This window comes from Nonomuraea sp. K271 (assembly GCF_009908215.1).
GTDB classification, from domain to species: domain Bacteria; phylum Actinomycetota; class Actinomycetes; order Streptosporangiales; family Streptosporangiaceae; genus Nonomuraea; species Nonomuraea longispora.
The window spans coordinates 1-24,143 of sequence record NZ_JAAAHR010000154.1 but is presented as its reverse complement, the minus strand read 5'-3'; the positions used below and the strand labels follow the sequence as shown (position 1 = coordinate 24,143).

General features: G+C 70.8%; 23 protein-coding genes and 1 pseudogene. 10 read left to right on the top strand and 14 right to left on the bottom strand.

From position 1 onward, the window contains the following. Nucleotides 1–31: 31 nt before the first annotated feature. Nucleotides 32–274: a (2Fe-2S)-binding protein gene (locus GUY59_RS36760; protein ID WP_138205646.1), complete on the bottom strand. Its 243-nt coding sequence runs from the start codon at nt 272–274 to the stop codon at nt 32–34. Further along, the gene (locus tag GUY59_RS36755; protein WP_252375136.1) at nt 271–1,416 is read right to left on the bottom strand and encodes an NAD(P)/FAD-dependent oxidoreductase; all 1,146 of its coding nucleotides are present in this window, start codon (nt 1,414–1,416) and stop codon (nt 271–273) included. The genes GUY59_RS36760 and GUY59_RS36755 overlap by 4 nt, the downstream gene beginning before the upstream one ends. A gap of 105 nt (nt 1,417–1,521) precedes the next feature. On the opposite strand from GUY59_RS36755, the gene GUY59_RS36750 reads away from it, so the two are divergent. Beyond that, nucleotides 1,522–2,508, top strand: a complete 987-nt coding sequence (locus GUY59_RS36750; RefSeq protein ID WP_138205643.1) for a COX15/CtaA family protein — start codon at nt 1,522–1,524, stop codon at nt 2,506–2,508. A 129-nt stretch (nt 2,509–2,637) separates the two neighbouring features. Here GUY59_RS36750 and GUY59_RS36745 read toward each other — a convergent pair whose 3' ends face one another. Genes GUY59_RS36745 through GUY59_RS36730 form a run of 4 tightly spaced genes read right to left on the bottom strand, consistent with a single transcriptional unit; the run spans nt 2,638 to nt 6,141 of the window. Then, on the bottom strand, nt 2,638–3,822 hold the full coding sequence (locus GUY59_RS36745) for a PrsW family intramembrane metalloprotease (RefSeq protein ID WP_132333263.1): 1,185 nt from the start codon (nt 3,820–3,822) through the stop codon (nt 2,638–2,640). Beyond that, the gene (locus tag GUY59_RS36740) at nt 3,809–4,765 is read right to left on the bottom strand and encodes a cation diffusion facilitator family transporter (RefSeq protein ID WP_138205641.1); all 957 of its coding nucleotides are present in this window, start codon (nt 4,763–4,765) and stop codon (nt 3,809–3,811) included. The genes GUY59_RS36745 and GUY59_RS36740 overlap by 14 nt, the downstream gene beginning before the upstream one ends. After that, the gene (locus GUY59_RS36735) at nt 4,762–5,145 is read right to left on the bottom strand and encodes an ArsR/SmtB family transcription factor (RefSeq protein ID WP_138205639.1); all 384 of its coding nucleotides are present in this window, start codon (nt 5,143–5,145) and stop codon (nt 4,762–4,764) included. The genes GUY59_RS36740 and GUY59_RS36735 overlap by 4 nt, the downstream gene beginning before the upstream one ends. A gap of 51 nt (nt 5,146–5,196) precedes the next feature. Next, nucleotides 5,197–6,141, bottom strand: coding sequence for a heme o synthase (locus tag GUY59_RS36730; protein ID WP_138205637.1), 945 nt, complete (start codon nt 6,139–6,141; stop codon nt 5,197–5,199). A 376-nt stretch (nt 6,142–6,517) separates the two neighbouring features. Here GUY59_RS36730 and tkt point away from each other — a divergent pair, with 376 nt between their 5' ends. The 6 genes from tkt to pgl all read left to right on the top strand — a co-directional run bounded on the left by tkt (nt 6,518) and on the right by pgl (nt 14,695). After that, a complete protein-coding gene (gene tkt / locus GUY59_RS36725; RefSeq protein ID WP_236667848.1) occupies nt 6,518–8,548 on the top strand; it encodes a transketolase in 2,031 nt (676 codons plus the stop codon). A 6-nt stretch (nt 8,549–8,554) separates the two neighbouring features. Next, a complete protein-coding gene (gene tal / locus GUY59_RS36720; protein WP_138205633.1) occupies nt 8,555–9,646 on the top strand; it encodes a transaldolase in 1,092 nt (363 codons plus the stop codon). Next, nucleotides 9,646–11,271, top strand: coding sequence for a glucose-6-phosphate isomerase (locus tag GUY59_RS36715; protein ID WP_138205650.1), 1,626 nt, complete (start codon nt 9,646–9,648; stop codon nt 11,269–11,271). The genes tal and GUY59_RS36715 overlap by 1 nt, the downstream gene beginning before the upstream one ends. Nucleotides 11,272–11,344: 73 nt before the next feature. Continuing rightward, a complete protein-coding gene (zwf, locus tag GUY59_RS36710; protein WP_138205648.1) occupies nt 11,345–12,874 on the top strand; it encodes a glucose-6-phosphate dehydrogenase in 1,530 nt (509 codons plus the stop codon). A gap of 61 nt (nt 12,875–12,935) precedes the next feature. Further along, entirely contained in the window at nt 12,936–13,853 is a 918-nt protein-coding gene (locus GUY59_RS36705) for a glucose-6-phosphate dehydrogenase assembly protein OpcA (RefSeq protein WP_138205631.1), read from the top strand. 68 nt (nt 13,854–13,921) lie between these two features. Then, a complete protein-coding gene (pgl, locus tag GUY59_RS36700; RefSeq protein WP_138205629.1) occupies nt 13,922–14,695 on the top strand; it encodes a 6-phosphogluconolactonase in 774 nt (257 codons plus the stop codon). A gap of 29 nt (nt 14,696–14,724) precedes the next feature. Here the strand turns inward: pgl and add are convergent, their stop codons facing one another. After that, on the bottom strand, nt 14,725–15,744 hold the full coding sequence (add, locus tag GUY59_RS36695; RefSeq protein WP_138205627.1) for an adenosine deaminase: 1,020 nt from the start codon (nt 15,742–15,744) through the stop codon (nt 14,725–14,727). A 51-nt stretch (nt 15,745–15,795) separates the two neighbouring features. On the opposite strand from add, the gene GUY59_RS36690 reads away from it, so the two are divergent. Further along, entirely contained in the window at nt 15,796–16,590 is a 795-nt protein-coding gene (locus tag GUY59_RS36690; protein ID WP_138205625.1) for a class I SAM-dependent methyltransferase, read from the top strand. A 51-nt stretch (nt 16,591–16,641) separates the two neighbouring features. Here the strand turns inward: GUY59_RS36690 and GUY59_RS49315 are convergent, their stop codons facing one another. After that, on the bottom strand, nt 16,642–17,406 hold the full coding sequence (locus tag GUY59_RS49315; RefSeq protein ID WP_138205623.1) for a hypothetical protein: 765 nt from the start codon (nt 17,404–17,406) through the stop codon (nt 16,642–16,644). Between the two features lie 75 nt (nt 17,407–17,481). Here GUY59_RS49315 and GUY59_RS49310 point away from each other — a divergent pair. Continuing rightward, nucleotides 17,482–17,898, top strand: a pseudogene (locus GUY59_RS49310) (Clp protease N-terminal domain-containing protein); the annotation flags it as partial. A gap of 162 nt (nt 17,899–18,060) precedes the next feature. Here GUY59_RS49310 and GUY59_RS36675 read toward each other — a convergent pair. The 6 genes from GUY59_RS36675 to gap all read right to left on the bottom strand — a co-directional run bounded on the left by GUY59_RS36675 (nt 18,061) and on the right by gap (nt 23,359). Then, nucleotides 18,061–19,095 (bottom strand): GNAT family N-acetyltransferase, encoded by a 1,035-nt coding sequence (locus tag GUY59_RS36675; protein WP_236667845.1) that lies wholly within the window; start codon nt 19,093–19,095, stop codon nt 18,061–18,063. A gap of 403 nt (nt 19,096–19,498) precedes the next feature. Next, nucleotides 19,499–19,843 carry an RNA polymerase-binding protein RbpA gene (locus GUY59_RS36670; protein ID WP_132333287.1) on the bottom strand — a complete coding sequence of 115 codons (345 nt, stop codon included), beginning with the start codon at nt 19,841–19,843 and terminating at the stop codon, nt 19,499–19,501. A gap of 74 nt (nt 19,844–19,917) precedes the next feature. Continuing rightward, the gene (gene secG / locus GUY59_RS36665) at nt 19,918–20,148 is read right to left on the bottom strand and encodes a preprotein translocase subunit SecG (RefSeq protein WP_132333289.1); all 231 of its coding nucleotides are present in this window, start codon (nt 20,146–20,148) and stop codon (nt 19,918–19,920) included. Between the two features lie 99 nt (nt 20,149–20,247). Then, nucleotides 20,248–21,030 carry a triose-phosphate isomerase gene (gene tpiA / locus GUY59_RS36660; protein ID WP_132333291.1) on the bottom strand — a complete coding sequence of 261 codons (783 nt, stop codon included), beginning with the start codon at nt 21,028–21,030 and terminating at the stop codon, nt 20,248–20,250. Between the two features lies 1 nt (nt 21,031). Next, nucleotides 21,032–22,231, bottom strand: coding sequence for a phosphoglycerate kinase (locus tag GUY59_RS36655; RefSeq protein WP_138205617.1), 1,200 nt, complete (start codon nt 22,229–22,231; stop codon nt 21,032–21,034). Between the two features lie 123 nt (nt 22,232–22,354). Then, nucleotides 22,355–23,359: a type I glyceraldehyde-3-phosphate dehydrogenase gene (gene gap / locus GUY59_RS36650; RefSeq protein WP_138205615.1), complete on the bottom strand. Its 1,005-nt coding sequence runs from the start codon at nt 23,357–23,359 to the stop codon at nt 22,355–22,357. A gap of 187 nt (nt 23,360–23,546) precedes the next feature. Here gap and GUY59_RS36645 point away from each other — a divergent pair. Further along, nucleotides 23,547–24,143, top strand: a 597-nt coding sequence (locus tag GUY59_RS36645; RefSeq protein ID WP_161714876.1) for a hypothetical protein, incomplete at its 3' end; no start/stop codon positions are given.

Genomic DNA, 24,143 nt, shown 5'->3' with positions numbered 1-24,143 from the left:
GGCCCGCCGCCCACCACCACCAGGTCGTACGTCATGACGTGGTCACCTCGTCCCCCGGTGCGGCCTCCAGGAGGCAGGCCCGTTCGGGCGCCCGCCCGTTGACGGTGACCAGGCAGTCGAAGCAGACGCCGATCCCGCAGAACAGTCCTCTGGGCCGCCCGCCGAAGCGGGTGCTTCGCCAGGAACGCACGCCGGCCGCATGCAGGGCAGCGCCGATCGTCTGCCCGGGGACGACCGGCACGGATCGGCCGTCGACCGTGATGGGGAACGTCACTGGTCCTCCTCGGAGAAGCGGCCGGGCCGGAAAGGGCTGAGGTCGAGGTCGGGTCTGTGGCCGGCGATGAGCTGGGCGAGCAGGTGCCCGGTCGCGGGGGCGAGCCCGATGCCCGCGCCTTCGTGCCCGCACGCGTGGTACAGCCCCGGCACGCGCGGGTCGGGCCCGATGACGGGCAGGTGGTCGGGGCAGTACGGCCGGAACCCGCAGTAGGACCTGATGGCCCGCACGTCGCGCAGCGTGGGGAACAGCGCGACCGCCTGCCCGGCGAGCCGCGCGAGCACCGGCACCGACGTCGTCCTGTCGAATCCGACCCGTTCCCTGCTGGCGCCGATGAGCACGGTCCCCGCGGGGGTGCCCTCGACGACGGCGGACGTCTCCAGCTCCGGCGAGTCGCTGGCGACGTTGGTGACGTAGGCGGCGGTGTAGACCTTGTGCCTGATCAGCGGCTCGCGCAGGGGCTCTGTGACGAGGATGAAGCCGCGCCGGGGCAGGATCGGCAGGTCGACGCCCGCCAGCGCGGCCACCTCGCCGCCCCAGGTGCCGGCCGCGTTGATCACCGCGCCGCCGCGGACGTCGCCCTTCGAGGTGCGAACGCCCGTCACCCGGCCGCCCGAGCGGGTGATCCCGGTGACCGCGGCGCCGAGCCGCAGTCGCAGCGCGCCCTGGCCGTAGCTGCGCGCGCCGTGCCTGAGCAGGGCGGCGGCGGCCAGCATGGGCTGCACCTGGGCGTCCTGCGGGTAGAGGACGCCGCCGGCGAGTTCGCCGGCGAGGTGCGGCTCGTAGTCGCGCAACGATCCGGCCGGCACCAGGGTGTGCTCGACGTCCTGCTTGGCCGCGAGGCCGGCGAGGCGTTCCTGGACCTCGGGGGTCTCGGCGACGACGAGCCCGCCCTTGGCCTCGAACTCGAACCCGCCGTCGCCGCCGTACCGCCGCGCCAGTGAGCGCCACAGCCGGTTGGACAGGACGGCCAGCTCCAGCTCGGGTCCTGGTTCCTTGTCGGACACCAGCACGTTGCCCTCGCCCGAGCCGGTCGTGCCGCCCGCCACGGGTCCACGGTCGATCACGGTCACGTCGAGTCCCGCCCGTGCGGCGTAGTAGGCGCAGGCCGCTCCCACCACGCCGGCGCCGACGACGATCACGTCGGACAAAACGCCACCACCTCCCAACAGTAATATGTCACATACTCAATGACCTTGAGAAGCCCTGTTCCCGGGACCGCCCTGCCCGGCCCTTACCATCGATACGTGAAGCTACCCACGGACCATCCCCACCCCCTGGTGCGCCGCCTGTTCTCCTTCTGGGCGCCCACAGAGACAAGCATGCGCGGCTGGGCCATGGCGTCCGTGGTGGTCAACGCGGGCATCACGGTGACGGGCGCGGGAGTGCGGGTCACCGGCTCCGGCCTGGGCTGCCCGACCTGGCCGAGGTGCACGCCCGACAGCTTCGTCCCGGTCGCGCACCCCGAGGTCTCGCCGCTCAACATGGCCGTCGAGTTCGGCAACCGGCTGCTCACCTTCCTGGTGCTGGCCGTGGGGGTCGCGTGCGTGCTCTCGGCGCTGCGGATGAGGCCGCGCAGGCGCTCGCTGGTGCTGCTGGCGTGGCTGCAGCCGGTCGGCATCGTGGCCCAGGCGCTGTGGGGCGGGCTGGTGGTCAGCACCATGCTTAACCCGTTCACCGTGGGCACGCACTTCCTGATCTCCAGTGGCCTGATCGCCGCCTGCTGGATGTTGTACGCCCGCGCGGGCGAGGGCGACGGCCCCGCGCGCCGGGTCACGCACCGCGACATCAGGCGGCTCGGCCACGCGCTGCTCGCGGCGGTATTCGTGCTGCTGGTGGCCGGCGTGGTGGTGAGCGGCACGGGGCCGCACTCGGGCGACGCCATGGCCTCCCGCTTCGACCTCGACATCGAGGTCGTGGCACGGTTCCACGCCGACATCGCCTACGTCGTGGTGGGGCTGACGTTCGCGCTGGCGTTCGCGCTGCACGTGAACAACGCCCCGCGCCCCGCGCGCCGGGCGGCGCTGGCGCTCTTCGCGGTGGAACTGGCCCAGGGCGTGATCGGCTACGTCCAGTATTTCCTCGCCGTGCCCGCCATGCTGGTCCTGCTGCACGTCCTCGGCTCGACGCTGGTCTGGATCGCCGCGCTGCGGGTGGCCACCTCGCTGCGCACCCGCGCCCCTGAGACCGCCTCCGCCGGCCCCTCCCCCACCGCGGCACACGCCGTCGCCTGAGCGGAATCGCGGGGGTTTCAGGCGTTAAGTCCGCCACTCCCCCATCCTGCGAGGGGCACGCTTTGCAGGAGAAGGTCCGGAAAGGTGCGCCCTCTCGTAGAACCCTTCCGTACGCACGCGCCCCCCGTGTCAGCCGGGGGCGTAGCCCGACGGTGAGCCGCCCCTGGCGACCGAGCCTGCGTGTGTCGCCCGCACGGGGAAGTCCGCCCTGGCGGTGCTCATGCACTCCAGCAGCGCCCGCTGCTCCTCGTGGAAGGTCTGCTCGTCGACCATGTGACGGGCCGCCCGCTCGTGCAGCAGGCCCAGCTCGGTGGCGGCGAGCTGGTAGTCGCGCATCGCACGCAGCCCGCGCTTGCCGCCGTGGGCCTTGGCCCACTGCCGGGCCTGCCGCCGCCTGGTGAACGTGGAGAGCATGTAGATGTCGGCCTGCGTGACCAGCTTGGTCGGCTCGTACGGCGGCAGGTAACGCTGGATGAGGGCGACGATGCGCCGCCGGTCCCTGAACACCACGCCGATGAGCACGACGAGCACAACCAGCAGCGCCAGGTAGGCCACCACGAGCCCCGGGAAGCCTCCGTAGGAGGCCAGGCCGTTCCACAGGCCGTGCAGGATCATCGCGCCCGACCAGCCGGCCAGGACGGGGAAGATGCGATCGCCGCCGCCGCGCTGGGCCGCGTAGGCGACCCCGACACCGATCATGGAGCTGAACAGCGGGTGCGCGAGCGGCGACAGGATGCCGCGCAGCACCACCGTGACCGCCAGCCCCTTGACGCCCGAGCCGGACAGCGCGGCGATGTAGTAGCTGACGTTCTCGCTCATGGCGAAGCCGAGGCCGACCATGCTCGCGTAGATGACGCCGTCGGTCGGCCCGTCGAGCTCGGCCCTGCGGAACCGGAGCAGGCCCAGCAGCACCAGGCCCTTCATCGTCTCCTCGACCACGGGCGCGCCGAACGTGGCCGCGATGTTGCGGGCGCTGGCCTCCGACAGGCGGGCCGTGTCGATGATGTAGTGCAGGTTGAGCGAGTTGATGACGCCGGCGACCAGCACCGCGATCCCGGCTCCCCACGCGAACGCGAAGATGAGGTTGCTGCGCGGCTCAGGCTCCATCCGGTCGAGCGCCAGCACCGCGGCCAGCAGCAGCGGCACCGGCGCGAGCGCCAGCATGAGCGCGATGAAGAACTGCACCGGCGCGCCGTTGAACACCACGTCGAACGAGAACGAGACGAGAGCGCAGATGCCGGTGAGGACCAGCCCGATGATCAACGCGAACGAAGGGCGGTCCTTGAACACCCAGCGTGGATCACGGGTCGCCATAGGGTGACTTTAACGGATCAGAGTGACGGGGTCCGTGCGGGTCGGAGCAGTGCGGGTCCAGGCCGGGCAGGCCGTGATCGACCTGGAGCGTGGTGTGCCCGATCTCGAAGCGTTCGTGCAGCAGATCGGCGAGGCGGATGCGCGCGCGGTGGCACTCGGAGCCCTCGGCCACGATCACGTGGGCCGACAGCGTGGGATAGCCACTCGTCACCGCCCAGACATGCAGGTCGTGCACCTCCTCGACGTCGGGGTCGGCGGCCAGCACGCGGCCGATCTCGTCGGGGTCGAGCCCGCTCGGGGCCGCCTGCAGCAGCACCCGGCCGGAGTCGCGCAGCAGCCCCCATCCGGCCTTGAGCATGAGCGCGGCGACCACCAGTGCGGCGATCGTGTCGGCCTGGCGGAAGCCGGTCAGCCAGACCGCGACACCCGAGAGCGCCGTGGCGATGAAGGCGTACATGTCGTTGAGCACGTGCTGGAAGGCGCCCTCGACGTTGAGGCTGCGCCGGTCGGCCTTCGACAACAGCCAGACGGCCAGCGCGTTGACGCCGATGCCCGCCAGCGCGGTGACCACGACGACGGGCCCCGACACCTCGGGCGGCTCCATGAGCCGGTGCACGCCCTCGTAGACGAAGTACGCCACCAGCAGCAGCAGCGTCACGCCGTTGACCTGGGCCGAGAGGATCTCGGCCCGCTTCCAGCCGAACGTGTAGGCGCCCCTGGGAGGCCTCGCGGCGATGCGCATGGCGAGCAGGGCCAGCACGATGGCGCTCGCGTCGGTCAGCATGTGGGCGGCGTCGGAGATCAGCGCGATCGAGTTGGCGATCACACCTGCGACGACCTCGACGGCCATGAAACCGACGATGAGCGCGAGCGCCCCCGCCAGGTAGCGCCTGTCGGCGTTGGCGCTCAGCCCGTGCCCGTGCCCGCGGCCATCAGCGCTCATCCGGTCTCCTTCAGATGCTCCCGGCTCAGGTCGAGCAGCATGCGGACATGGGCGTCGGCCAGCCGGTAATAGATCATCCGCCCGGCTCTGCGGCTGGCCACGATGCCCGCCGTGCGCAGCAGGCGCAGCGCGTGGGAGACGGCCGTGTCGGTCACCTCGACCGCGTCGGCCAGGTCGCACACGCACAGCTCCCCCGCCTCCAGCAGGGCGTAGAGCAGCCGGGCCCGGGTCGGGTCGCCGAGCAGCCGGAACAGCTCGGCCAGCCGCGTGGCCTCTTCGGGCGTCACGAGCCGGTCGCGGGTGACCGCGACCCTGGCGGCGTCCGGCTCCTGCACCGCGCAGCCGTCCAAACCCGTGATAACACCTGAAGAGCTATTCATATATGCACTATAGGGACGAAGAAGAGCCCGGCGCAACGGCCGGACGGAAGGTCAGGCGAGCAGCGGGTCGATCGCGACCGCGAGGAACAGCAGCGCCAGGTAGGCGTTGGACCAGTGGAAGAACCGCATGGGACGCAGGGCGACACCGCTCTTGCCGGCGTTGAGCCTGGCCAGCAGGCGGTGCACCTCCCACAGGCACACGACGCCGAGCACGGCCGCCACGACCGGGTAGAACAGCGTGGTGCCGGCCACCGGCCACAGCGCCAGCGAGCACAGCACGGTCGCCCACGTGTAGGCGATGGACTCCATGACGACCCGCCGCTCAGTGGCCACCACCGGCAGCATCGGCACCTTGGCCGCCGCGTAGTCCTCCTTGTAACGCATGGCCAGCGTCCAGGTGTGCGGCGGCGTCCAGAAGAACACCACCCCGAACAACACCAGCGGCGCCCAGGCGAGCCGGTCGGTGATGCCCGCCCATCCGATCATCACCGGCATGCAGCCCGCGATGCCGCCCCACACGATGTTCTGGGCGGTGCGCCGCTTGAGGATCATCGAGTAGACGAGCACGTAGAACAGGATCGCGCCGGTGGACAACATCGCCGCCAGCGCGTTGGTGGTGAGCCACAGCCCCACGGTGGAGAGCACGCCGAGCACGACGCCGAAGACGAGCGCACCGCGCGGCGAGACCTGGTGCCGCGCCAGCGGCCTGCGCCTGGTGCGGCGCATCTTCTGGTCGATGTCACGGTCGACGTAGCAGTTGAGCGCGTTGGCGCTGCCTGCCGACAGGGTGCCGAACACCATGACCGCGACGGACGTCCACAGCGGCGGCAGCCCGCCCGCGGCCAGGAACATCACGGGCAGCGTCGTGATCAGCAGCAGCTCGATGATCCGCGGCTTGGTGAGCGCGATGTAGGCCTTGACGATCATGCCGATCGAACGCGGCTCCCCCGCCTTCGGGGCCGGGGCCGTCGCCTGCCTGTTGGTGAGCACCGTCAAGGCGCTTCCAGCCTGTACGAGGGCGCTTCCTGCCTGAGAGGAGTCGCTTCCAGCGAGAGCGGGGTCAACGCGTAACCTCTGATTAGAGCGGATCCATGGGTGGGCGCCGTGACGCCTCTGCGAACAACCAAACTGTAGTCGCAGGGTCGGCCGGTCCGGCCAATGGGGGGCTTGCGCCCCACGTGGGACGCCGGAGTGGAACGGGAATTGATCGTCGCCTCCACTCGGTTAGGGTCCGTGTGGGCGGGATAGCCAAACCGGCGTGACCGATGACAACTAGATTCCGGAGATCGAGCACTTGAGCACCGAACTCGTGCCAGCCCTCGAATGGACCGACCTCGACAAGAAGGCGGTCGACGTCGTTCGAGCCCTGGCGATGGACGCAGTGGAGAAGGCGGGCTCGGGTCATCCCGGCACCGCCATGAGCCTGGCCCCCGCCGCATACCTGCTTTTCCAGCGCGTGATGCGCCACGATCCGACCGATCCCGGATGGATCGGGCGCGACCGCTTCGTGCTGTCGTGCGGCCACAGCAGCCTGACGCTCTACATCCAGCTCTTCCTTTCCGGCTACGGCCTGTCGCTCGACGACCTGAGGCGGCTGCGGCAGTGGGACAGCCTCACGCCCGGTCACCCCGAGCACGGCCACACGGCCGGCGTCGAGACCACGACGGGCCCCCTCGGCCAGGGCCTGGGCAACGCGGTCGGCATGGCCATGGCGGCCCGCCGCGAGCGCGGCCTGTTCGACCCGGGCGCCGAGCCGGGCTCCTCTCCGTTCGACCACCACATCTGGTGCTTCGTCAGCGACGGCGACATCGAGGAGGGCATCAGCCACGAGGCCAGCTCGCTCGCCGGCCACCAGAAGCTGGGCAACCTCATCGTCATCTGGGACGACAACCAGATCTCCATCGAGGACGACACGCTCATCGCCAAGTCGGAGGACGTCGTCGCCCGCTACGACGCCTACGGCTGGCACACCCTGAGCGTCGACTGGACCGACAGCGGCGACTACGTCGAGGACGTCCAGGCGCTCCACGACGCGCTGCAGGCGGCCAAGGCCGAGACCGGCAGGCCGTCGTTCATCCGGCTGCGCACCATCATCGGCTGGCCCGCGCCCAACAAGCAGAACACCGGCAAGATCCACGGCTCGGCCCTGGGCGAGGCGGAGGTCGCCGCCACCAAGGAGGTCCTCGGCCTCGACCCCGCCAAGAGCTTCGACGTGCCCGACGAGGTGCTCAAGCACGCCCGCGGCCTCGCCCAGCGCGGCCGCACCGCCCACGGCGAGTGGGAGAAGGGCTACGCCGAGTGGCGCCTGGCCAACCCCGAGCGCGCCGAGGAGCTCGACCGCATCTCGCAGCGCCAGCTGCCCAACGGCTGGGCGAGGGCGCTGCCGTCGTTCGAGCCGGGCGCCTCGATGGCCACCCGCAAGGCCTCGGGCGAGGTGCTGAGCGCGCTGGCGCCGGTGCTGCCCGAGCTGTGGGGCGGCTCCGCCGACCTGGCGGAGTCGAACAACACCACGATGAAGGGCGAGCCGTCCTTCATTCCCGAGGAATACCAGACCAAGGAGTTCCCGGGTAACCGCTACGGCCGCACGCTGCACTTCGGCATCCGCGAGCACGCCATGGGCGCCATTCTCAACGGCATCGCCCTGCACGGCGGCACCCGCCCCTACGGCGGCACGTTCCTCGTCTTCTCCGACTACATGCGCCCGGCGGTGCGCCTGGCCGCGCTGATGAAGCTGCCGGTCACGTACGTCTGGACGCACGATTCCATCGGCCTCGGCGAGGACGGCCCCACCCACCAGCCGATCGAGCACCTGTGGTCACTGCGCGCGATCCCCGGCCTCGACGTGGTCCGCCCGGCCGACGCCAACGAGACCGCGTACGCCTGGAAGGCGGTGCTCCAGCACACCGACCGCCCCGCGGCGCTGGCCCTGACCCGCCAGAACCTGCCCGTCTTCGAGGGCACCAGCGCCGAGGGCGTGGCGAAGGGCGCCTACGTCCTGCGCGAGGCCTCCGACGGCCAGCCCCGGGTCCTGCTCATCGCCACGGGCAGCGAGGTGGAGATCGCGGTGAACGCCCGCGAGCTGCTGGAGGGGCAGGGCATCCCCACGCGCGTGGTGTCGATGCCGTGTGTCGAATGGTTCAACGGGCAGGACACCGCATACAGGCAGACGGTCCTGCCTGCGTCGATCCGGGCTCGGGTCGCGGTCGAGGCGGGCGTCGCCCTCGGCTGGCACCAGTTCGTCGGAGAGTGCGGCGAGGTCGTCGGCCTCGAACACTTCGGCGCGTCGGCCCCGTACAAGACCGTGTACGAGCAGTTCGGGCTGACGGCGGAGCGCGTGGCCGCGGCGGCACATGCGAGCCTGGCCAAGCTCGGTCAGGAAAAGGGCGAGACGACGGGAAACTGAACGAACATGAGTGAGATCCTGAACAAGCTGTCCGGCCAGGGCGTCGCCATCTGGCTCGACGACATCAGCCGTGAGCGGCTGCGCACCGGCAACCTGGAGCAGCTGATCCGCGAGAAGAACGTCGTCGGGGTGACCTCCAACCCGACGATCTTCGCCAGCGCGCTCAGCAAGGGCGACGCGTACAACGCCCAGCTGCACGACCTCGCCGTGCGCGGCGTCGACGTGGGGGAGGCCGTACGCGCCATCACCACCTACGACATCCGCTGGGCCGCCGACGTGCTGCGCCCGGTCTACGACGCCACCGGCGGCGTGGACGGCCGGGTGTCGCTCGAGGTCGACCCGCGCCTGGCCCGTGAGAGCGAGAAGACCGTGGCCGAGGCGCGGGCGCTGTGGTGGCTGGTCGACAGGCCCAACCTGTTCATCAAGATCCCGGCGACGGTGGAGGGCCTGCCCGCGATCACGCAGGCGCTGGCAGAGGGCATCAGCGTCAACGTCACGCTGATCTTCTCCCTCGAGCGTTACCGCGCGGTCATGGACGCCTGGCTTGCCGGCCTCGAGGCGGCGCAGGCCAAGGGCCTCGACCTCGGCAAGATCGACTCGGTGGCGTCGTTCTTCGTCAGCCGCGTCGACTCCGAGATCGACAAGCGGCTCGACAAGCTCGGCAAGCCCGAGCTGAAGGGCCAGGCGGGCGTGGCCAACGCGCGCCTGGCGTACGCGGCGTTCGAGGACGTGATGAACTCCGAGCGCTGGCAGCGCCTGCGCGCCGCGGGTGCCCGCCCGCAGCGGCCGCTGTGGGCCTCGACCGGCGTGAAGAACCCGGAATACTCCGACACCCTCTACGTCGACCAGCTCGTCGTCCCCGGCACCGTCAACACGATGCCGGAGAAGACGCTCGACGCGACGGCCGACCACGCCAACGTCTCTGGCGACACCGTACGCCCCTTCTACGAGCAGGCCTGGAACACCATGGCCGCGCTCAAGGAGGCCGGCGTCGACTACGACGACGTGGTGAAGGTGCTGGAGGACGAGGGCGTCGACAAGTTCGAGGCGTCCTGGAACGAGCTGCTCGAGAGCGTCAGCAAGAACCTGGTCCCGTGATGAAGGTCTCCTGCCGCGAGGAGGAGGTTGCCTCGGCCGCCGCCTCCGCCGCGGGGCGCCTCGTCGCCGACGGCGTGCCCGCGCGGCTCGCCGCCGGCGACCCCACGCTGTGGGGTGAGGACGCCGAAGCGGGCACGCCGGCCGGCCCAGGCCGGCGGGGGGACCCGCAGGCGCCGTACCGCGGCTCGCGCGAGCTGCTGCCCGAGCTGGGCCGCCTCGCCGAGCGAGCACGCGCGCAGGGGCTGACGCATGTGGTGCTGGCGGGGGCGGGCGGCTCGCCCGCCGCCGCGGAGGTGATCTGCGACACCGACGACGTGCCGCTCACGGTGCTCGACACGACCGATCCGGGGCAGGTGCTGCGGGCGCTCGCCGAGCCGCCCGAGGCCACGATCGTGGTCGTGGCCGACGCGGCCGGCTCGGCCTTGGAGACCGACGCCCTGCTGCGGGTCTACGAGCGCTACTTCACGCAGGCGGGCATCGCGCCCGCCGAGCGGATCGTGGTCGTCACCGGGCCGGGCTCGCCGCTGGAGGCCCGGGCCCGCGAGAGCGGTCTTCCGGTGCTGCTGTCGGCCCCCGGCTCGGGCGGCCGCGTTCCGGCGTTGTCGGCGTACACGCTGGTGGCCTGCGCGCTGGCGGGCGCGCGCGTGGAGCGGCTGCTCGACGACGCCGGCCAGGCGCTGCCGCTGCTGTCGCTCGACACGGGCAACCCCGGGCTCGACCTGGGGGCGGCGCTCGGCGGCGCGGCGCTGGGCGGGCGCGACAAGCTGCTGCTCGAGGACCAGCTCTCGGCCATCACCGGGCTGCCCGGCTGGATCGAGGAACTCATCGCGGGGTCCACCGGCAGGCGGGGCAGGGGCATCCTGCCCGTCGTCGGCGCCGATCCCCACCGCAGCGGCGACGAGCTGGTCGTCGCCATCGAGTCCGACGTCGGCGACGTACGCGTCGACGGACCCCTGGGCGCGCAGTTCCCGGTGTGGGAATATGCCGCCGCCGTCGCCGCGCTGCTGCTGGAGGTCGACCCGTTCGACCGGCCGGACGAGGCGGGCGCGCGCGACGAGACCGACGCGCTGCTGGCCCTGCCCGATCTGCCGGCCGGCGCTCCCGCGTTCACGGACGGCCCCGTCGAGGTCTACGGCGGGGTCACGGCCAAGGATCTGCCCGGCCTGTTCGCCGAGCTGCTGCACACCGTTCCGGCCGGCGGTCACCTGTCGATCATGGCCTATCTCGACCGGCTGGCCGCGTTCGACGCCCCGGTGCCGAACGGCGCCGGCTTCGAGCAGCTGACCGACGCCTGGATGATGGCCGACGCGGCCACGCTGCGGGCGCTGCTCGCGCTGCGCACCGACCGGCCGGTGACCTTCGGATGGGGGCCGCGCTGCCTGCACACCACCGGCCAGTTCCACAAGGGCGGGCCCCAGAACGGCGTGTTCCTGCTGATCACCGGGGCGGCGGCGGAGGACGTCGAGGTCCCCGGGCGGCCGTACACCCTGGGCCGGCTCCAGCTGGCGCAGGCCCTCGCCGATCTCGGCGCCTTCGAGACCCGCGGGCGCCCCGCCGTACGTTTGCACGTGACCGACCGCGCGGCTGGAGTCGCGCATCTGCTCGCAGCCGCACAGGAGGTTTGAGATGACAGATCCGGCAGCGCCCGCGGAGGAGGCCGCGACCGTGGCCACCTCGGCCGCGGGCACCTCCACCACCATGGAAGTCCTGGCGGCCAACCCGCTGCGCGACCCGCGTGACAAGCGGCTGCCACGGGTGGCCGGACCGTGTGTGATGGTGTTGTTCGGCGTGACAGGCGACCTGGCCAAGCGCAAGCTGCTGCCGGCGATCTACGACCTGGGGAACCGTGGGCTGCTGCCGCCGGGCTTCTCGCTGGTCGGGTTCGCCAGGCGAGACTGGAAGGACCAGGACTTCGCCCAGTTGACGCACGACGCCGTCAAGGCGCACGCGAGGACGCCCTTCCGCGAGGAGGTGTGGAAGCAGCTGCGCGAAGGCATCCACTTCGTCCCCGGCGAGTTCAACGACGACGGGGCGTTCGACGCGCTGGCCATGGCCTTGAACGAGATCGACGAGACACGGGGCACCGGGGGCAACTACGCGTTCTATCTGTCGGTGCCGCCGAAGTTCTTCCCCGTGGTGGTCGAGCAGCTCAAGCGGACGGGGTTGTCCGACGCGCCCGAGGGGTCGTGGCGCCGGGTGGTCATCGAGAAGCCGTTCGGTCACGACCTGCGCTCGGCCCACGAGCTGAACGAGATCACCACCTCCGCCTTCCCGGAGAGCTCGATCTTCCGGATCGACCACTACCTGGGCAAGGAGACCGTCCAGAACATCATGGCGCTGCGGTTCGCCAACAACCTCTACGAGCCGATCTGGAACCGCAGCTTCGTCGACCACGTGCAGATCACGATGGCCGAGGACATCGGCATCGGCGGGCGGGCCGGCTACTACGACGGCATCGGCGCCGCCCGCGACGTGATCCAGAACCACCTGCTTCAGCTGCTCGCGCTGGTCGCGATGGAGGACCCGACCTCGTTCGACGCCTCCGCGCTGCGCCGGGAGAAGGAGAAGGTGCTCAAGGCCGTGCGGCTGCCGGCCAACCTCGGGCTCAACACCGCGCGCGGACAGTACAAAGCGGGCTGGCAGGGCGGCGAGAAGGTCGTCGGCTACCTGCAGGAGGACGGCATCTCGGCCTCGTCCACCACGGAGACGTACGCCGCCGTCAAGCTGGAGATCGCCAACCGGCGGTGGGCGGGCGTGCCGTTCTACCTGCGCACCGGCAAGCGCCTGGGCCGCCGGGTGACGGAGGTGGCCGTGGTGTTCCAGCGGGCGCCGCACCTGCCGTTCAGCGCCGACGACACCGAGATCCTCGGCCACAACGCGCTCGTCATCAGGGTCCAGCCGGACGAGGGCATCACCGTCAGGTTCGGCAGCAAGGTGCCGGGCACGGCCATGGAGGTGCGCGACGTCTCCATGGACTTCGCCTACGGCGAGTCGTTCCTCGAGTCGTCCCCCGAGGCGTACGAGCGGCTGCTGCTCGACGTCATGGTCGGCGATCCGCCGCTCTTCCCGCACCAGCGGGAGGTCGAGCTGTCGTGGAAGATCCTCGACCCGATCGAGGAGTTCTGGGCCACGCAGGGCCAGCCGGAGGGCTACGAGTCGGGGTCGTGGGGGCCGGAGTCGGCCGACGCGATGATGGCCCGCGACGGCCGCGTCTGGAGGAGGCTCTAGTGAGCGTACGAGCTGTCACGTCCGGTACGGCTGTCGCCGCGCGATCGACGGAGGAGCGCCCGTGACGACGTTCATGTTGTCCGACACGACGGCGGGCAAGATCTCGGCGCAGTTCATGCACCTGCGCCACCAGATGGGCGCACCCGCCATCGGCATGGTGCTGACGCTCGTGGTCGTCTGCGAGGAGCGCCACCAGTACGACGCCCTGCGCGCCGCCACCGAGGCGGCCCGCGAGCACCCTTCCCGCATCATCGTCGTGATCAAGCGCGAGGAGGACGAGCCGATCAGGCTCGACGCCGAGCTGCGCATCGGCGAGTCCACGCCCGGCGAGGTCGTGGTGCTGCGCCTGTACGGCGAGCTCGTCGACCACGCGGACTCCGTGGTCAGCCCGTTGCTGCTGCCCGACACGCCGGTCGTCGTGTGGTGGCCGGGCGCGGCGCCCGAGGTGCCGTCGAAGGACTCCATCGGCGCGCTGGCGCAGCGGCGCATCACCGACGCCAAGGGCCTGGACGAGGGCGGCATCACGTCGCTGGTGACCAGGGCCAAGGGGTACGCCCGCGGCGACACCGACCTGTCGTGGACCAGGCTGACGCCGTGGCGCAGCCTGCTGGCCGCCGCGTTCGACCAGCCGGCGGGCCAGGTTGTCGAGGGCGTCGTGGGGGCCGTGAAGGGGCACCCGAGCGCGCCGCTGCTGGCCTCGTGGTTGTCGGAGCGCCTCGGCGCGCCGATCGAGGTCGCCGACTCGGCGGGCCCCGGCCTGACCTCCGTACGCCTGCGCCTCGACGACGGCGGCGAGCTGTCCGTCTGCAGGACGGACGCCCGCCTGGCCACGCTGTCGCGGCCGGGCCAGCCCGACAGGAACGTGGCCCTGGCCCGGCGCCACACCTCCGAACTGCTGGTCGAGGAGCTGCGCAGGCTCGACAGTGACGAAATCTACGAGGCCGCGGTCAAACACTTCGCCCGCACGTACAAGGGATGACGTTCCCTCCCCGGGCGGGCCCGGCCGCCCGGGGGTTTCTGGCTGGATTTGGTGAGATAGTAGTGCTCGTGAGCGTGCCCAGTGTTGTCGTACACCGCAATGCCGACGTCCTCGCCAAGGCGGTGGCGGCACGGATCATCACCCGGCTGGTCGACGTGCAGTCGGCCAAGGGGTCGGCGTCCATCGTGCTGACCGGCGGCACGGTGGGCATCGCCACGCTGGCCGCCATCGCCGCGACGCCCGCCCGCGACGCGGTCGACTGGCGGCGCCTCGACGTGTGGTGGGGCGACGAGCGGTTCGTGCCCACGGGCGACAAGGAGCGCAACGAGACCGGCGCCCGCGAGGCGCTGCTCGACCACGTCGACCTCGACCCTGAGCGGGTGCACGTCATGCGCGGTCCCGACTCGGGCATGACGGCCGAGGAGTCCGCCGACTCCTACGCCGCCGAGCTGCGCAAGGCCGCCAGGCCGGAGGATCACGGCCCGGTGCCGAGCTTCGACGTGATGCTGCTCGGCATGGGCCCCGACTCCCACGTGGCCTCCCTGTTCCCCGGCATGCCCGCGCTCTACGACACGCGCCCGGTGGTGGCCGTGCACGGCTCGCCGAAACCGCCGCCCACGCGCATGTCCCTGACGCTGCCCGCGATCCAGGCGGCGCGCGAGGTGTGGGTGGTGGCCGCCGGGGAGGAGAAGGCGGGCGCGGTGCGGCTGGCCCTGTCCGACTCGGGGCCCGTGCAGGTGCCGGCGGCGGGCGCCAGGGGACGGGCGCGCACCCTGTTCCTCCTGGACCGGGCGGCGGCGGGCAAGATTCCGCCGGGCCTGGGCCGCATGGCCTCACCGTAGGCGCTCCCGGTGGGCACCCGGGTGCGGGGTCAGCCGGCCGCGACGAGCGCGTCGATCTCCGCCACGAGGGCCTGCTTGCGCCCCTCGGCCAGGTAGGACGCCTGGACCCCGTTGCGGGCGAGCTGGGCCAGTTCCCGTGCTCCGAGGCCGAAGGCCTTCGCCGCGAGCCGGTACTCCCCGGCCAGCGTGGTCGCGAACATCGGCGGGTCGTCGCTGTTGAGCGTGACGTACAGCCCTTCCTCCAGCATCCGCGGCAGCGGGTGGTCCTCCAGGCGGGCGACCTGGCCGGTGCACAGGTTGGAGGTGGGGCAGACGTCCAAGGGCAGCTGCGTCTCGCGCAGGTGGGCGACCAGGCGGGGGTCCGACAGGCAGGTGATGCCGTGGCCGACGCGCTCGGCTCCGTAGCCCTCGATGACCTCCCAGATCGTCTCCGGGCCGGTCATCTCGCCGCCGTGCGGGACGCTGTGCAGGCCGGCCGCGCGCGCCGCAGAGAACGCAGAACGGTAGGCATCACGATATTTCCGGCGCTCCTGCTCGATCCCGCCAATGCCGAAACCTACCAACGCGGCGGGAGGTTCCTGCAGAGCGTGCTCGACGGTGATCCTGGCGGCCTCCTCGCCGTACTCGCCGGGGATGTCGAAGATGTAGGCCGTCTCCACGCCATACTCGGCCGCCGAGCGGCGGGCGGCCAGGTCCAGGGCCTCGGTCACCTCGCGCATGGGCATGCCGACGATGTGGTGGGCGTATGGCGTGACCTGCAGCTCGACGTAGCGGGCGCCCTGGAGGGCAAGGTCGCGGGCCAGGCCGAGCACGAGCGTGGCCACGTCCTGCGGTTCGCGTACGAGCGCGTTCACGGCGCCGTACACCTTGGCGAAGTGGGGGAAGTCGCGGAAGGTGTAGAAGCGGTGCAATTCCTCCTCCGTCGTGGGGACACCGCTGCCGGGGTGGCGGCGGGAGAGCTCCAGCACGGTCGCGGCGGAGGCCGAGCCGATCAGGTGCACATGAAGCTCGACCTTGGGCAGGGCGTCGATGAAGGCGTCGATGGTCATGGCGACGACGATACGAGCGGGTGGAGGGGCGACGACAGCCTTTCACGCTGAATCTCACATGAAAGTGTCCGCTTTCCGGGCGGGGCTAGGCTGAGATCCGTGACCAACGCCGAAGCATACGATCGGGGCTTCGCCCGGCTCAGCGCGCACACCGTCGCGGCCCTGCTCGCTCCCGCGCGCCACAGCCGGGCGGCGCGGCTGCTGGACGTCGGCTGCGGCACCGGCGTGGTGACGGCGGCGGCGCTCGCGACGGGGGCCGAAGTCACCGCCGTCGACCCCGATCCAGGCATGCTGGAGCTGGTCGCCCGCCGCCACCCCTTCGCGACGGTACGGGTGGCCGCGCTGCCCGACCTGCCGTTCGCAGATGAGGTTTTCGACGCTATAGCCGGAAATTTCGTCATCAATCACGTTCCCGACACCGCCAAGGCGCTCGCCGAGCTGCACCGCATCCTCCGTCCCGGCGGCACCCTCGCCCTGACCTGGTGGAAGTCCGATGAGATGACCGCGACAAGCGTCTTCGCCGACGCCATCGCCGCCGCCGGCATCCCGTACGATCCCCCGCCGCGCCCCTTCACCGCCCACGACACACCACCGCGCTTCACAGCGCTGCTGCGGGCGGCGGGCTTCCGCGCAACGGCCGTGGACGCCGTCCGGTGGCGGCACCGGGCCGGCCTCGGCTCGTGGTGGGACGACATCGTCCAGGCGGGCGGCCCACGCTTCGCGGTGATCTCCCGGCAGCCGCCGGAGACCGTCGAGCGCGTCAGGGCCTGCTACATGCGCCTGGCGGAGCCGTACGCGCTGGAGGGGTTTCCCGTCTGCGCCCACCTGGCCCGCGCCACCCGCTGAGCACAGCGCCCCAGGGACATGGGCTCGGCCCTGCCGGTCACGCTTCGTGGGTCAGCGTTCCAGTCGCCGCCGTGCGTGCCGTTCCTCACGCTGGGCGACCTCGAGCCGCTGACGGCTGTCGGCCAGCCTTTTGCGCGCCTCGTCCAGCTTGCGTTCCAGCGACGCGACCTTGTCGGCTCGCTCGTCGTGCTCCTTCGTGGCCGCTTCGAGCGCCTCGCGCCACTCGCGGTGCGCGTTCTCGGCCTCCTGACGCTCCTTGGCCTTCCTGGCCTCGGCCTCCTCGCGTTCCTTCGCGCGGGCGGCCTCCTCGTCGGGTGCCGGTCTTCTCCGGGCGGCGGGCCGCTCGCGTCGCACCGGGGCGGGGGCGAAGCCGCTGTAGCTGAGCGGCTTCGCCAGGGTGGCGCGCCGCACCTGCCCGGCCGCGTCAGCGTCGACCATGGCGGCGTCCAGGGTCTGGTCCACCTCGGCGGACGCCGCGGCCGACAGGTCACCGGCCTGTCTGGCGAGCCTGCCCACCGTACGCGTCACCTCGCCGCGGCGCCGCGTCAGTTCGGCCAGCGCTTCGGCGTCCTGCTCCTGCCAGGCAGCGCGCAGCCGCTCCCCCACCTCCAGCAACTCACCCAGCTCGCCGGGGTGCTCGCGGGCGACCCGGTTCACCGCCCAGGCGGAAACGGTCGGCTTGCGCAGCTTCGCGATCTCGCGCGACAGCCGTACGTCACCCGCGTCCTTGGCCGCGCGGGCCTCGGCCGTGCGGGCGGCGGTGAACTCGGACGGCGGCAGCGCGTAGAGCCGGCCGGCCACCTCGTCAAGATCCACACTAGACAAATACCCCACATCCGCGGGTTTCTAGCGCATAGTGGAAGCAGCCCCCCATGTCGAACGGAGACTCCGGTGTTCGAGCGCTTCACCGACCGTGCGCGCAGGGTCGTCGTCCTCGCACAGGAGGAGGCCCGGAGGTTGGACCACGACCGCATCGGCACGGAGCACATCCTGCTCGGTCTCATCCACGAGGGCGAAGGGCTGGCCGCCCTGGTGCTCGACGGCTGCGGTGTGGAGCTGGATCACGTACGCGCCTTCGTCGAGCGCGAGGAGGGACGCGGCGCCAAGTCACCGGGCGGGCACATCCCGTTCACGCAACGGGCCAAGAAGGTGCTGGAGCTGTCGCTGCGCGAGGCGCTGCAACTGCGCCACAACTACATCGGCACCGAGCACATCCTGCTCGGGCTGGTCAGGGAGGGTGAGGGGCTGGCCGCCCGAGCCCTCATGGACGCCGGCGCGGACCTGACCGACGTACGCCAGCGCCTGCTCGACCGGGTGGGCCGCGGCCCCAAAGTACGCCCCGCCGAGATGTTCCACTCCGGCGGCGCCGCGCTCGACGAACGCCTCACGCAGATCCAGGAGAGCCTTGAGCGCATCGAACGCCACCTGGGCATCCAGCCGCCGGGCAGGAAGCCGCAGGACGAAGAGGGCCTAGGCTGAGGCCATCACGCCCACGGGCAGCCGGGCAGCCACGACCCCCGGGTCCTCGGTGTAGCAGAGTGTGGCGCCCAGCGAGAGCAGCAGCCGGCGCATCCGGGCGTTGTCGGACAACATCGTCGCCCTGATCTCGGCGTAGCCGAGGTCGCGGGCCGCGTTCACCAGCGCCCTCGCCATCGCCGTGCCGAGACCGCGCCCCTGCCAGCGGTCTTCGACCAGGACGGCCATCTCGGCGCTGCCGGGATCGGAGGTGAACAGGAGGTTCGCCATCCCGACGACCTGCCCGTCGTGCCCGGCGACCAGCGCATGCCCCCGGTTCCTGTCGCACATGCGGTCGAACACGCGCTCGGGCAGCGCCGGCAGCGCGGTGAAGTAGCGGAACCTGCGCGACTCGGCTGAGCATCTGTCGTGCAGGTCACGTACGGCCTCGCGGTAGATCGAGGTGAGCGGGCGGAGCGTGACCTCCGCCCCGTCGGCGAGCTTGACCCCGCGCTCGGCGCCCTCCTGCTCGGCGACCGGCTGGGCGAGCCGGGCGAAGGCGGCGGCCCTGGCCGCCTCCGTGGAGGTGAAGGGCAGCTCGCCGCGGCGCAGCCGGACCGCGCGCCTGGCGGCCACGGGCACGACGAGCAGGGTGGGGTCGGGAAGATCGTGCACGGGTTCACCATAGATCCAGCGGGCATCGTCCGCGCGCAACAGCTCGGCGAGCAGCTCAGGCAGCCGCCACGGCATCGAGCGCAGCCGGGAGGCCAGCAGCAGGGCCCTGGTGGGCTCGTCGGTGAGTTCGTGGGCCGTGGCGGGCACCACCTGGACCCTGCGGCCGCCGGCCGCCTCCAATGCCTGGCGCACGGTCTCGGGGTGTGCGGGGATGTCGGCGACGAACTCGTCGACGGTTCCGTCGGTGTCGGGTTGGACGCTCAGCCCGAGAATGTTGCCGCCTCTGTCGGCCAGGGCCGCGGCCAGCGACGCGAGCCGTCCGGGGCGTTCGTCCACCGTGGTCCGGATGCGCAGGAATCCCATGGCCACGAGCATGCCTGGTGGCTGTTACACCGCCACTAACGACGTGTTTCATCAGGAAATATGCCGATTCATCACCGTATGTGGCTCCATACCCGACCTACCGGCGGCAAGGGAGATCCGATGACCACGCTCTCCCGAGGGAGCCGCGTGTTCACGCCCGGCGTCGCGACTGACGCGGTGCTGGTGCGCGACGACATGATCGCCGCGGTGGGCCTCCGAGCGAGACCTGGCGCGTCTCCCCCCACGAGACCGTCGGCCCGGACGGCGGGCTGCTGACGCCGCCGCCGTTCGTCGACGCCCACATCCACCCGGTGCAGGCCGGCCTGGAACGGCGCAAAGTGAGCGCGGCTGACGAGCCCGCCCGGAAACGGCGGAAGGGCCCCCGCGCAACGCTGAGGCCCTTCCGTTGACACGCCTACCAGGGGGACTTGTTGCTCCGCAGGCGTTCCAGCGCCTCCTCGAGGATCGCCTTGCCGTCCTTGTCGCTCCTGCGCTCCTTCACGTAAGCCAGGTGCGTTTTGTACGGCTCGTTCTTGGGCGGGGCAGGCGGTGCCGCCTCGTCCTGTCCGGCTGGGAGGCCGCAACGGGGGCAGTCCCACAGCTCGGGGACCGCCGCGTCACTGGCGAAGCTGGGGCGCGTCTCGTGCATGTTGGCGCACCAGAACGAGACCCGCACTCTCGGAGCTGCCTCGCCGCGCTCGGCCTCCCCCATAGGGCCGGCGCCGACTCGGCTGCCACGGATCGCGTTGCCACTACCCACGGATGAACTCCTCGCTCGATCGCCCCGCGCGCAGACACGGGGGGAGAATCACTGTCACGCGTTGACTTGCTTGCTCAGGGCCGCAGCAGCAGGCCGAGAGCGACGATGCAGACCAACCAGATGACGCCGGTGATGACGGTCAGCCGGTCGAGGTTGCGCTCCACCACCGAGGAACCACCGAAGTTCGACGAGAACCCGCCGCCGAACATGTCGGACAAGCCGCCGCCCTTGCCCTTGTGCATCAGGACGAGCAGGATCATAAGAAGGCTCGCCAGGATGAGGGCGATAGAGATTCCGAGTACCACGGTATGCCTGTTCCTTCAATGCTCTGTTACGCGTGACGAGTCAGACTTGCTTCTTGAGGGTACGGCCTGATGTCAAGTCGCACCCCCAGAACGGCTCAGTTAGCCGGGCATATCGGAGAAACGGCAGATCTTCGTGTACTCCCCCGCGTCGATGCTCGCACCACCAACGAGCGCGCCATCGACATCGGGCTGAGCCATGATTCCTGCGATATTGCCTGACTTGACCGAGCCACCGTAAAGGATACGGACCGCAGAGGCCACTTCGGGGTCGTAGAGCTCAGCGAGTCTCACTCGCAATGCTCCGCAGACCTCCTGAGCGTCCTGCGGGGTGGCCACCTCGCCGGTGCCGATCGCCCACACCGGTTCGTAGGCCACCACTATCGATTTTGCCTGCTCGGCCGTGATTTTGCGCAGCGCTCCGTCGAGTTGGCCAAGACTGTGCGCGATGTGGCGGCCTTCTTGACGCACCGACAGCCCTTCGCCCACGCACAGGATGGGGGTGAGCGAGTGGCGGTAGGCGGCCTGCACCTTGGCGTTGACGAGGTCGTCGTCCTCGCCGTGGTACTGCCGCCGCTCGGAGTGCCCGATGGTGACGTAGGTGCAGCCGAGCTTGGCCAGCATGGCACCCGACACCTCGCCGGTGTAGGCCCCGGAGTCATGCTGAGAGAGATCCTGGGCGCCGTAGACGATGCGCAGCTTGTCGCCGTCGACCAGGGTCTGGACGCTGCGCAGGTCGGTGAAGGGCGGCAGGACGGCGACCTCGACCTTGTCGAAGTCTTTGTCGCTGAGCCCGAAGGCCAGCTTCTGGACCAGCGCGATGGCCTCGAGGTGGTTGAGGTTCATCTTCCAGTTGCCGGCGATGAGCGGCTTGCGGGTCGTCACGTCACGCCTCCAGAGCCGCGAGTCCGGGGAGGGTCTTGCCCTCGAGATATTCGAGACTGGCCCCGCCACCTGTGGAGATGTGCGAGAACCCGTCTTCCTGCAGGCCGAGCCGGCGAACGGCGGCCGCGGAGTCGCCGCCGCCCACCACGGTGAAGGCGCCGTCGCCGGCGGTCCGGGCGATCAGCGCCTCGGCCACCGCCTTCGTGCCGCCCGCGAACGCGTCGAACTCGAACACGCCCATCGGGCCGTTCCAGAACACGGTCTTGGCGTCGGCCAGCTTGCCGGCGAACAGCTCGCGCGTTCTGGGCCCGATGTCGAGACCTTCCCGGTCGGAGGGGATCGCGGTGGCCTCGACCACCTCGTGCTCGGCGTCGGCGGCGAAGGTGACGGCCGCCAGCACGTCGACCGGCAGGACGAGCTCGACGCCCCGCCTGGCGGCCTCCTCGATGAAGCCGCGGACCTGGTCGAGCTGGTCCTCCTGGAGCAGCGACCTGCCGACCTCGTGGCCCTGCGCCTTGAGGAAGGTGTAGGCCATGCCGCCGCCGATGAGCAGCCGGTCGACCTTGGTCAGCAGATTGGCGATGACGCCCAGCTTGTCGGAGACCTTGGCTCCGCCCAGCACGACCACGTAGGGCCGCTCGGGCTCCTCGGTCAGCTTCTTCAGCACCTCGACCTCGGCCACGACCAGCCCGCCCGCCGCGTGCGGCAGCAGCTGGGCCACGTCGTAGACGCTGGCGTGCTTGCGGTGCACCGCGCCGAAGCCGTCGCCGACGTAGAGCTCGGCCAGCCCGGCCAGCCGCTCGGCGAACGCGCGCCGCGTGGCGTCGTCCTTGGACTCCTCGCCCGGCTCGAAGCGCAGGTTCTCCAGGAGCGCGACCTGGCCGTCCTGGAGCGACTCGACACAACCGCGGGCGCTGTCGCCGACCACGTCGGAGGCGAAGGCCACGTCCTGTCCGAGCAGTTCCCCGAGCCGCGCGGCCACCGGCCGCAACGAGTATTCCGGCGTGACCTCGCCCTTGGGCCGGCCCAGGTGGGCACAGACCACGACCTTGGCGCCCGCGCCGGTCAGCGCGCTGATCGTCGGGACGGACGCGCGGATGCGGCCGTCGTCGGTGATCGTCTCCCCGTCGAGGGGCACGTTGAGGTCGGCGCGCACGAGCACGCGCCGTCCTTTCACGTCGAGATCGTCAAGCGTGCGCATGCTCGTGCTCCTGCCCATGGCTCACCCCGCGAGGCGGGCTCGGCCGCCGTCCACCGCAGCCTTGCGTCGCTCCGGTCGCTTCGCTCCCGCCGCCCGTGCGGGCGGCGGCACTCCCTCGCCGCATCAGGCGCCGCGACCGACCAGCTCGACCAGGTCGGCGAGGCGGTTGGAGTAGCCCCACTCGTTGTCGTACCAGCCGACGACCTTGACCTGGTTGCCGATGACCTTGGTGAGGCCGGCGTCGAAGATGCAGGAGGCCGGGTCGGTGACGATGTCGGAGGAGACGATCGCGTCCTCGGTGTAGCTGATGATGCCCTTGAACGGGCCCTCGGCGGCTGCCTTGACCGCGGCGTTGACCTCGTCGACGGTGACCTCACGGCCGACGTCGACGGTGAGGTCGGTGGCCGAGCCGGTGGGGATCGGCACGCGCATGGCGAAGCCGTCGAGCTTGCCCTTCAGCTCGGGCAGCACCAGGCCGATGGCCTTGGCGGCGCCGGTGGAGGTGGGCACCACGTTGAGCGCGGCGGCGCGGGCGCGGCGCAGGTCCTTGTGCGGGCCGTCCTGCAGGTTCTGGTCCTGCGTGTAGGCGTGGATGGTGGTCATCAGACCCTTCTCGATGGTGAAGGTGTCGTGCAGGACCTTGGCCATCGGCGCCAGGCAGTTGGTGGTGCAGGAGGCGTTGGAGATGATGGTGTGCTTGGCCGGGTCGTAGGCGCCGTCGTTGACGCCCAGGACGATCGTGACGTCCTCGTTCTTCGCGGGCGCGGAGATGATGACCTTCTTCGCGCCATTGTCGGCGTGCGCCTTGGCCTTGGTGGCGTCGGTGAACAGGCCCGTGGACTCGAGCACCACGTCGACGCCCAGGTCTCCCCACGGGAGCTTGGCCGGGTCGCGCTCCTCGAAGACCTTGATCGCCTTGCCGTCGACGGTGATCTCGTCGCTGGTGGCCTTCACCTCGTAGGGCAGCCGGCCGAGGATGCTGTCGTACTTCAGCAGGTGGGCGAGCGTCGCGTTGTCGGTCAGGTCGTTGACCGCGACGATCTCGATGTCCTTGCCGCTGGCGGCGACAGCGCGCCAGAAGTTGCGACCGATGCGGCCGAAGCCGTTGACGCCTACGCGGATGCTCATCGGGAACCGATCTCCTCGAACAAATGATGGCGGGCTGGTACCTCAACCACGAACCTTATCGGACTCAAATTGGTTTAGACCACTTCAGGTGCCCCCCTGTGAATCGTCGTTCTTGCGGCGCGTTTTGAGAGGTTCGAGTAAAGTGCCCGACTCGTCGGAGTAAATTCGTGATTCTCTGGGGGCTGAGATGTCACACAAGCGGTCCGGCCTGCTATCCGGACTGATCGTCGGCCTGCTGGCCGGGTTGATCTGCGCGGCGGGGCTGGGGGCGGCCGCGCTTCTGCAGGAGAGCCTGCCCAGCGGCGTCACGACGTTCGGCAACGGACTTCCTCTCCCCCTGGCTCTTTCTCTGGTCATCGCGCTGGTGGTGGCCTTCGCCATGGGCTCGGTGCGCCCGCGCGCCTTCGTCCTGGTGCCGTTCGCCGCGTTGTACGCGGGCGGAGCCGTGGCCGCGGGCCAGATCACGGGGCTGGCCATCATGATCGGCTCCGCCCAGCGCGAACCCGGCAGGCAGGCCCCCGCCGGCCTGTCCGACATCACCCTGCCCACCTTCACCGATGGCCTGCCCGGAGCGCTGGCCCTGTATCGTGACCCGCTGACGCAGACCTGGCCGGCCTGGCTCTACATCGCCGTGGCGGCCCTGGCCGCCCTCGTCCTGGTCACCCTCCGGGTCACCCGCGTACGCCGCTCGCAGCGGGCCCACGAGGCCGAGGCGAAGGGCGCGACCGAGGCCGAGAAACCGCGGGAGCCGGAATACCGGGCGCCTTTCGAACCCGCCCAGGCC

Coding starts and splice junctions, on each gene's coding strand:
- GUY59_RS36745 (WP_132333263.1), bottom strand. CDS start 3,822: ATGGCGACCCGTGATCCACGCTGGGTGTTCAAGGACCGCCCTTCGTTC.
- GUY59_RS36740 (WP_138205641.1), bottom strand. CDS start 4,765: ATGAGCGCTGATGGCCGCGGGCACGGGCACGGGCTGAGCGCCAACGCC.
- GUY59_RS36735 (WP_138205639.1), bottom strand. CDS start 5,145: ATGAATAGCTCTTCAGGTGTTATCACGGGTTTGGACGGCTGCGCGGTG.
- tkt (WP_236667848.1), top strand. CDS start 6,518: ATGGACGCAGTGGAGAAGGCGGGCTCGGGTCATCCCGGCACCGCCATG.
- tal (WP_138205633.1), top strand. CDS start 8,555: ATGAGTGAGATCCTGAACAAGCTGTCCGGCCAGGGCGTCGCCATCTGG.
- GUY59_RS36715 (WP_138205650.1), top strand. CDS start 9,646: ATGAAGGTCTCCTGCCGCGAGGAGGAGGTTGCCTCGGCCGCCGCCTCC.
- zwf (WP_138205648.1), top strand. CDS start 11,345: ATGGAAGTCCTGGCGGCCAACCCGCTGCGCGACCCGCGTGACAAGCGG.
- add (WP_138205627.1), bottom strand. CDS start 15,744: ATGACCATCGACGCCTTCATCGACGCCCTGCCCAAGGTCGAGCTTCAT.
- GUY59_RS36675 (WP_236667845.1), bottom strand. CDS start 19,095: ATGCTCGTGGCCATGGGATTCCTGCGCATCCGGACCACGGTGGACGAA.
- GUY59_RS36655 (WP_138205617.1), bottom strand. CDS start 22,231: ATGCGCACGCTTGACGATCTCGACGTGAAAGGACGGCGCGTGCTCGTG.
- gap (WP_138205615.1), bottom strand. CDS start 23,359: ATGAGCATCCGCGTAGGCGTCAACGGCTTCGGCCGCATCGGTCGCAAC.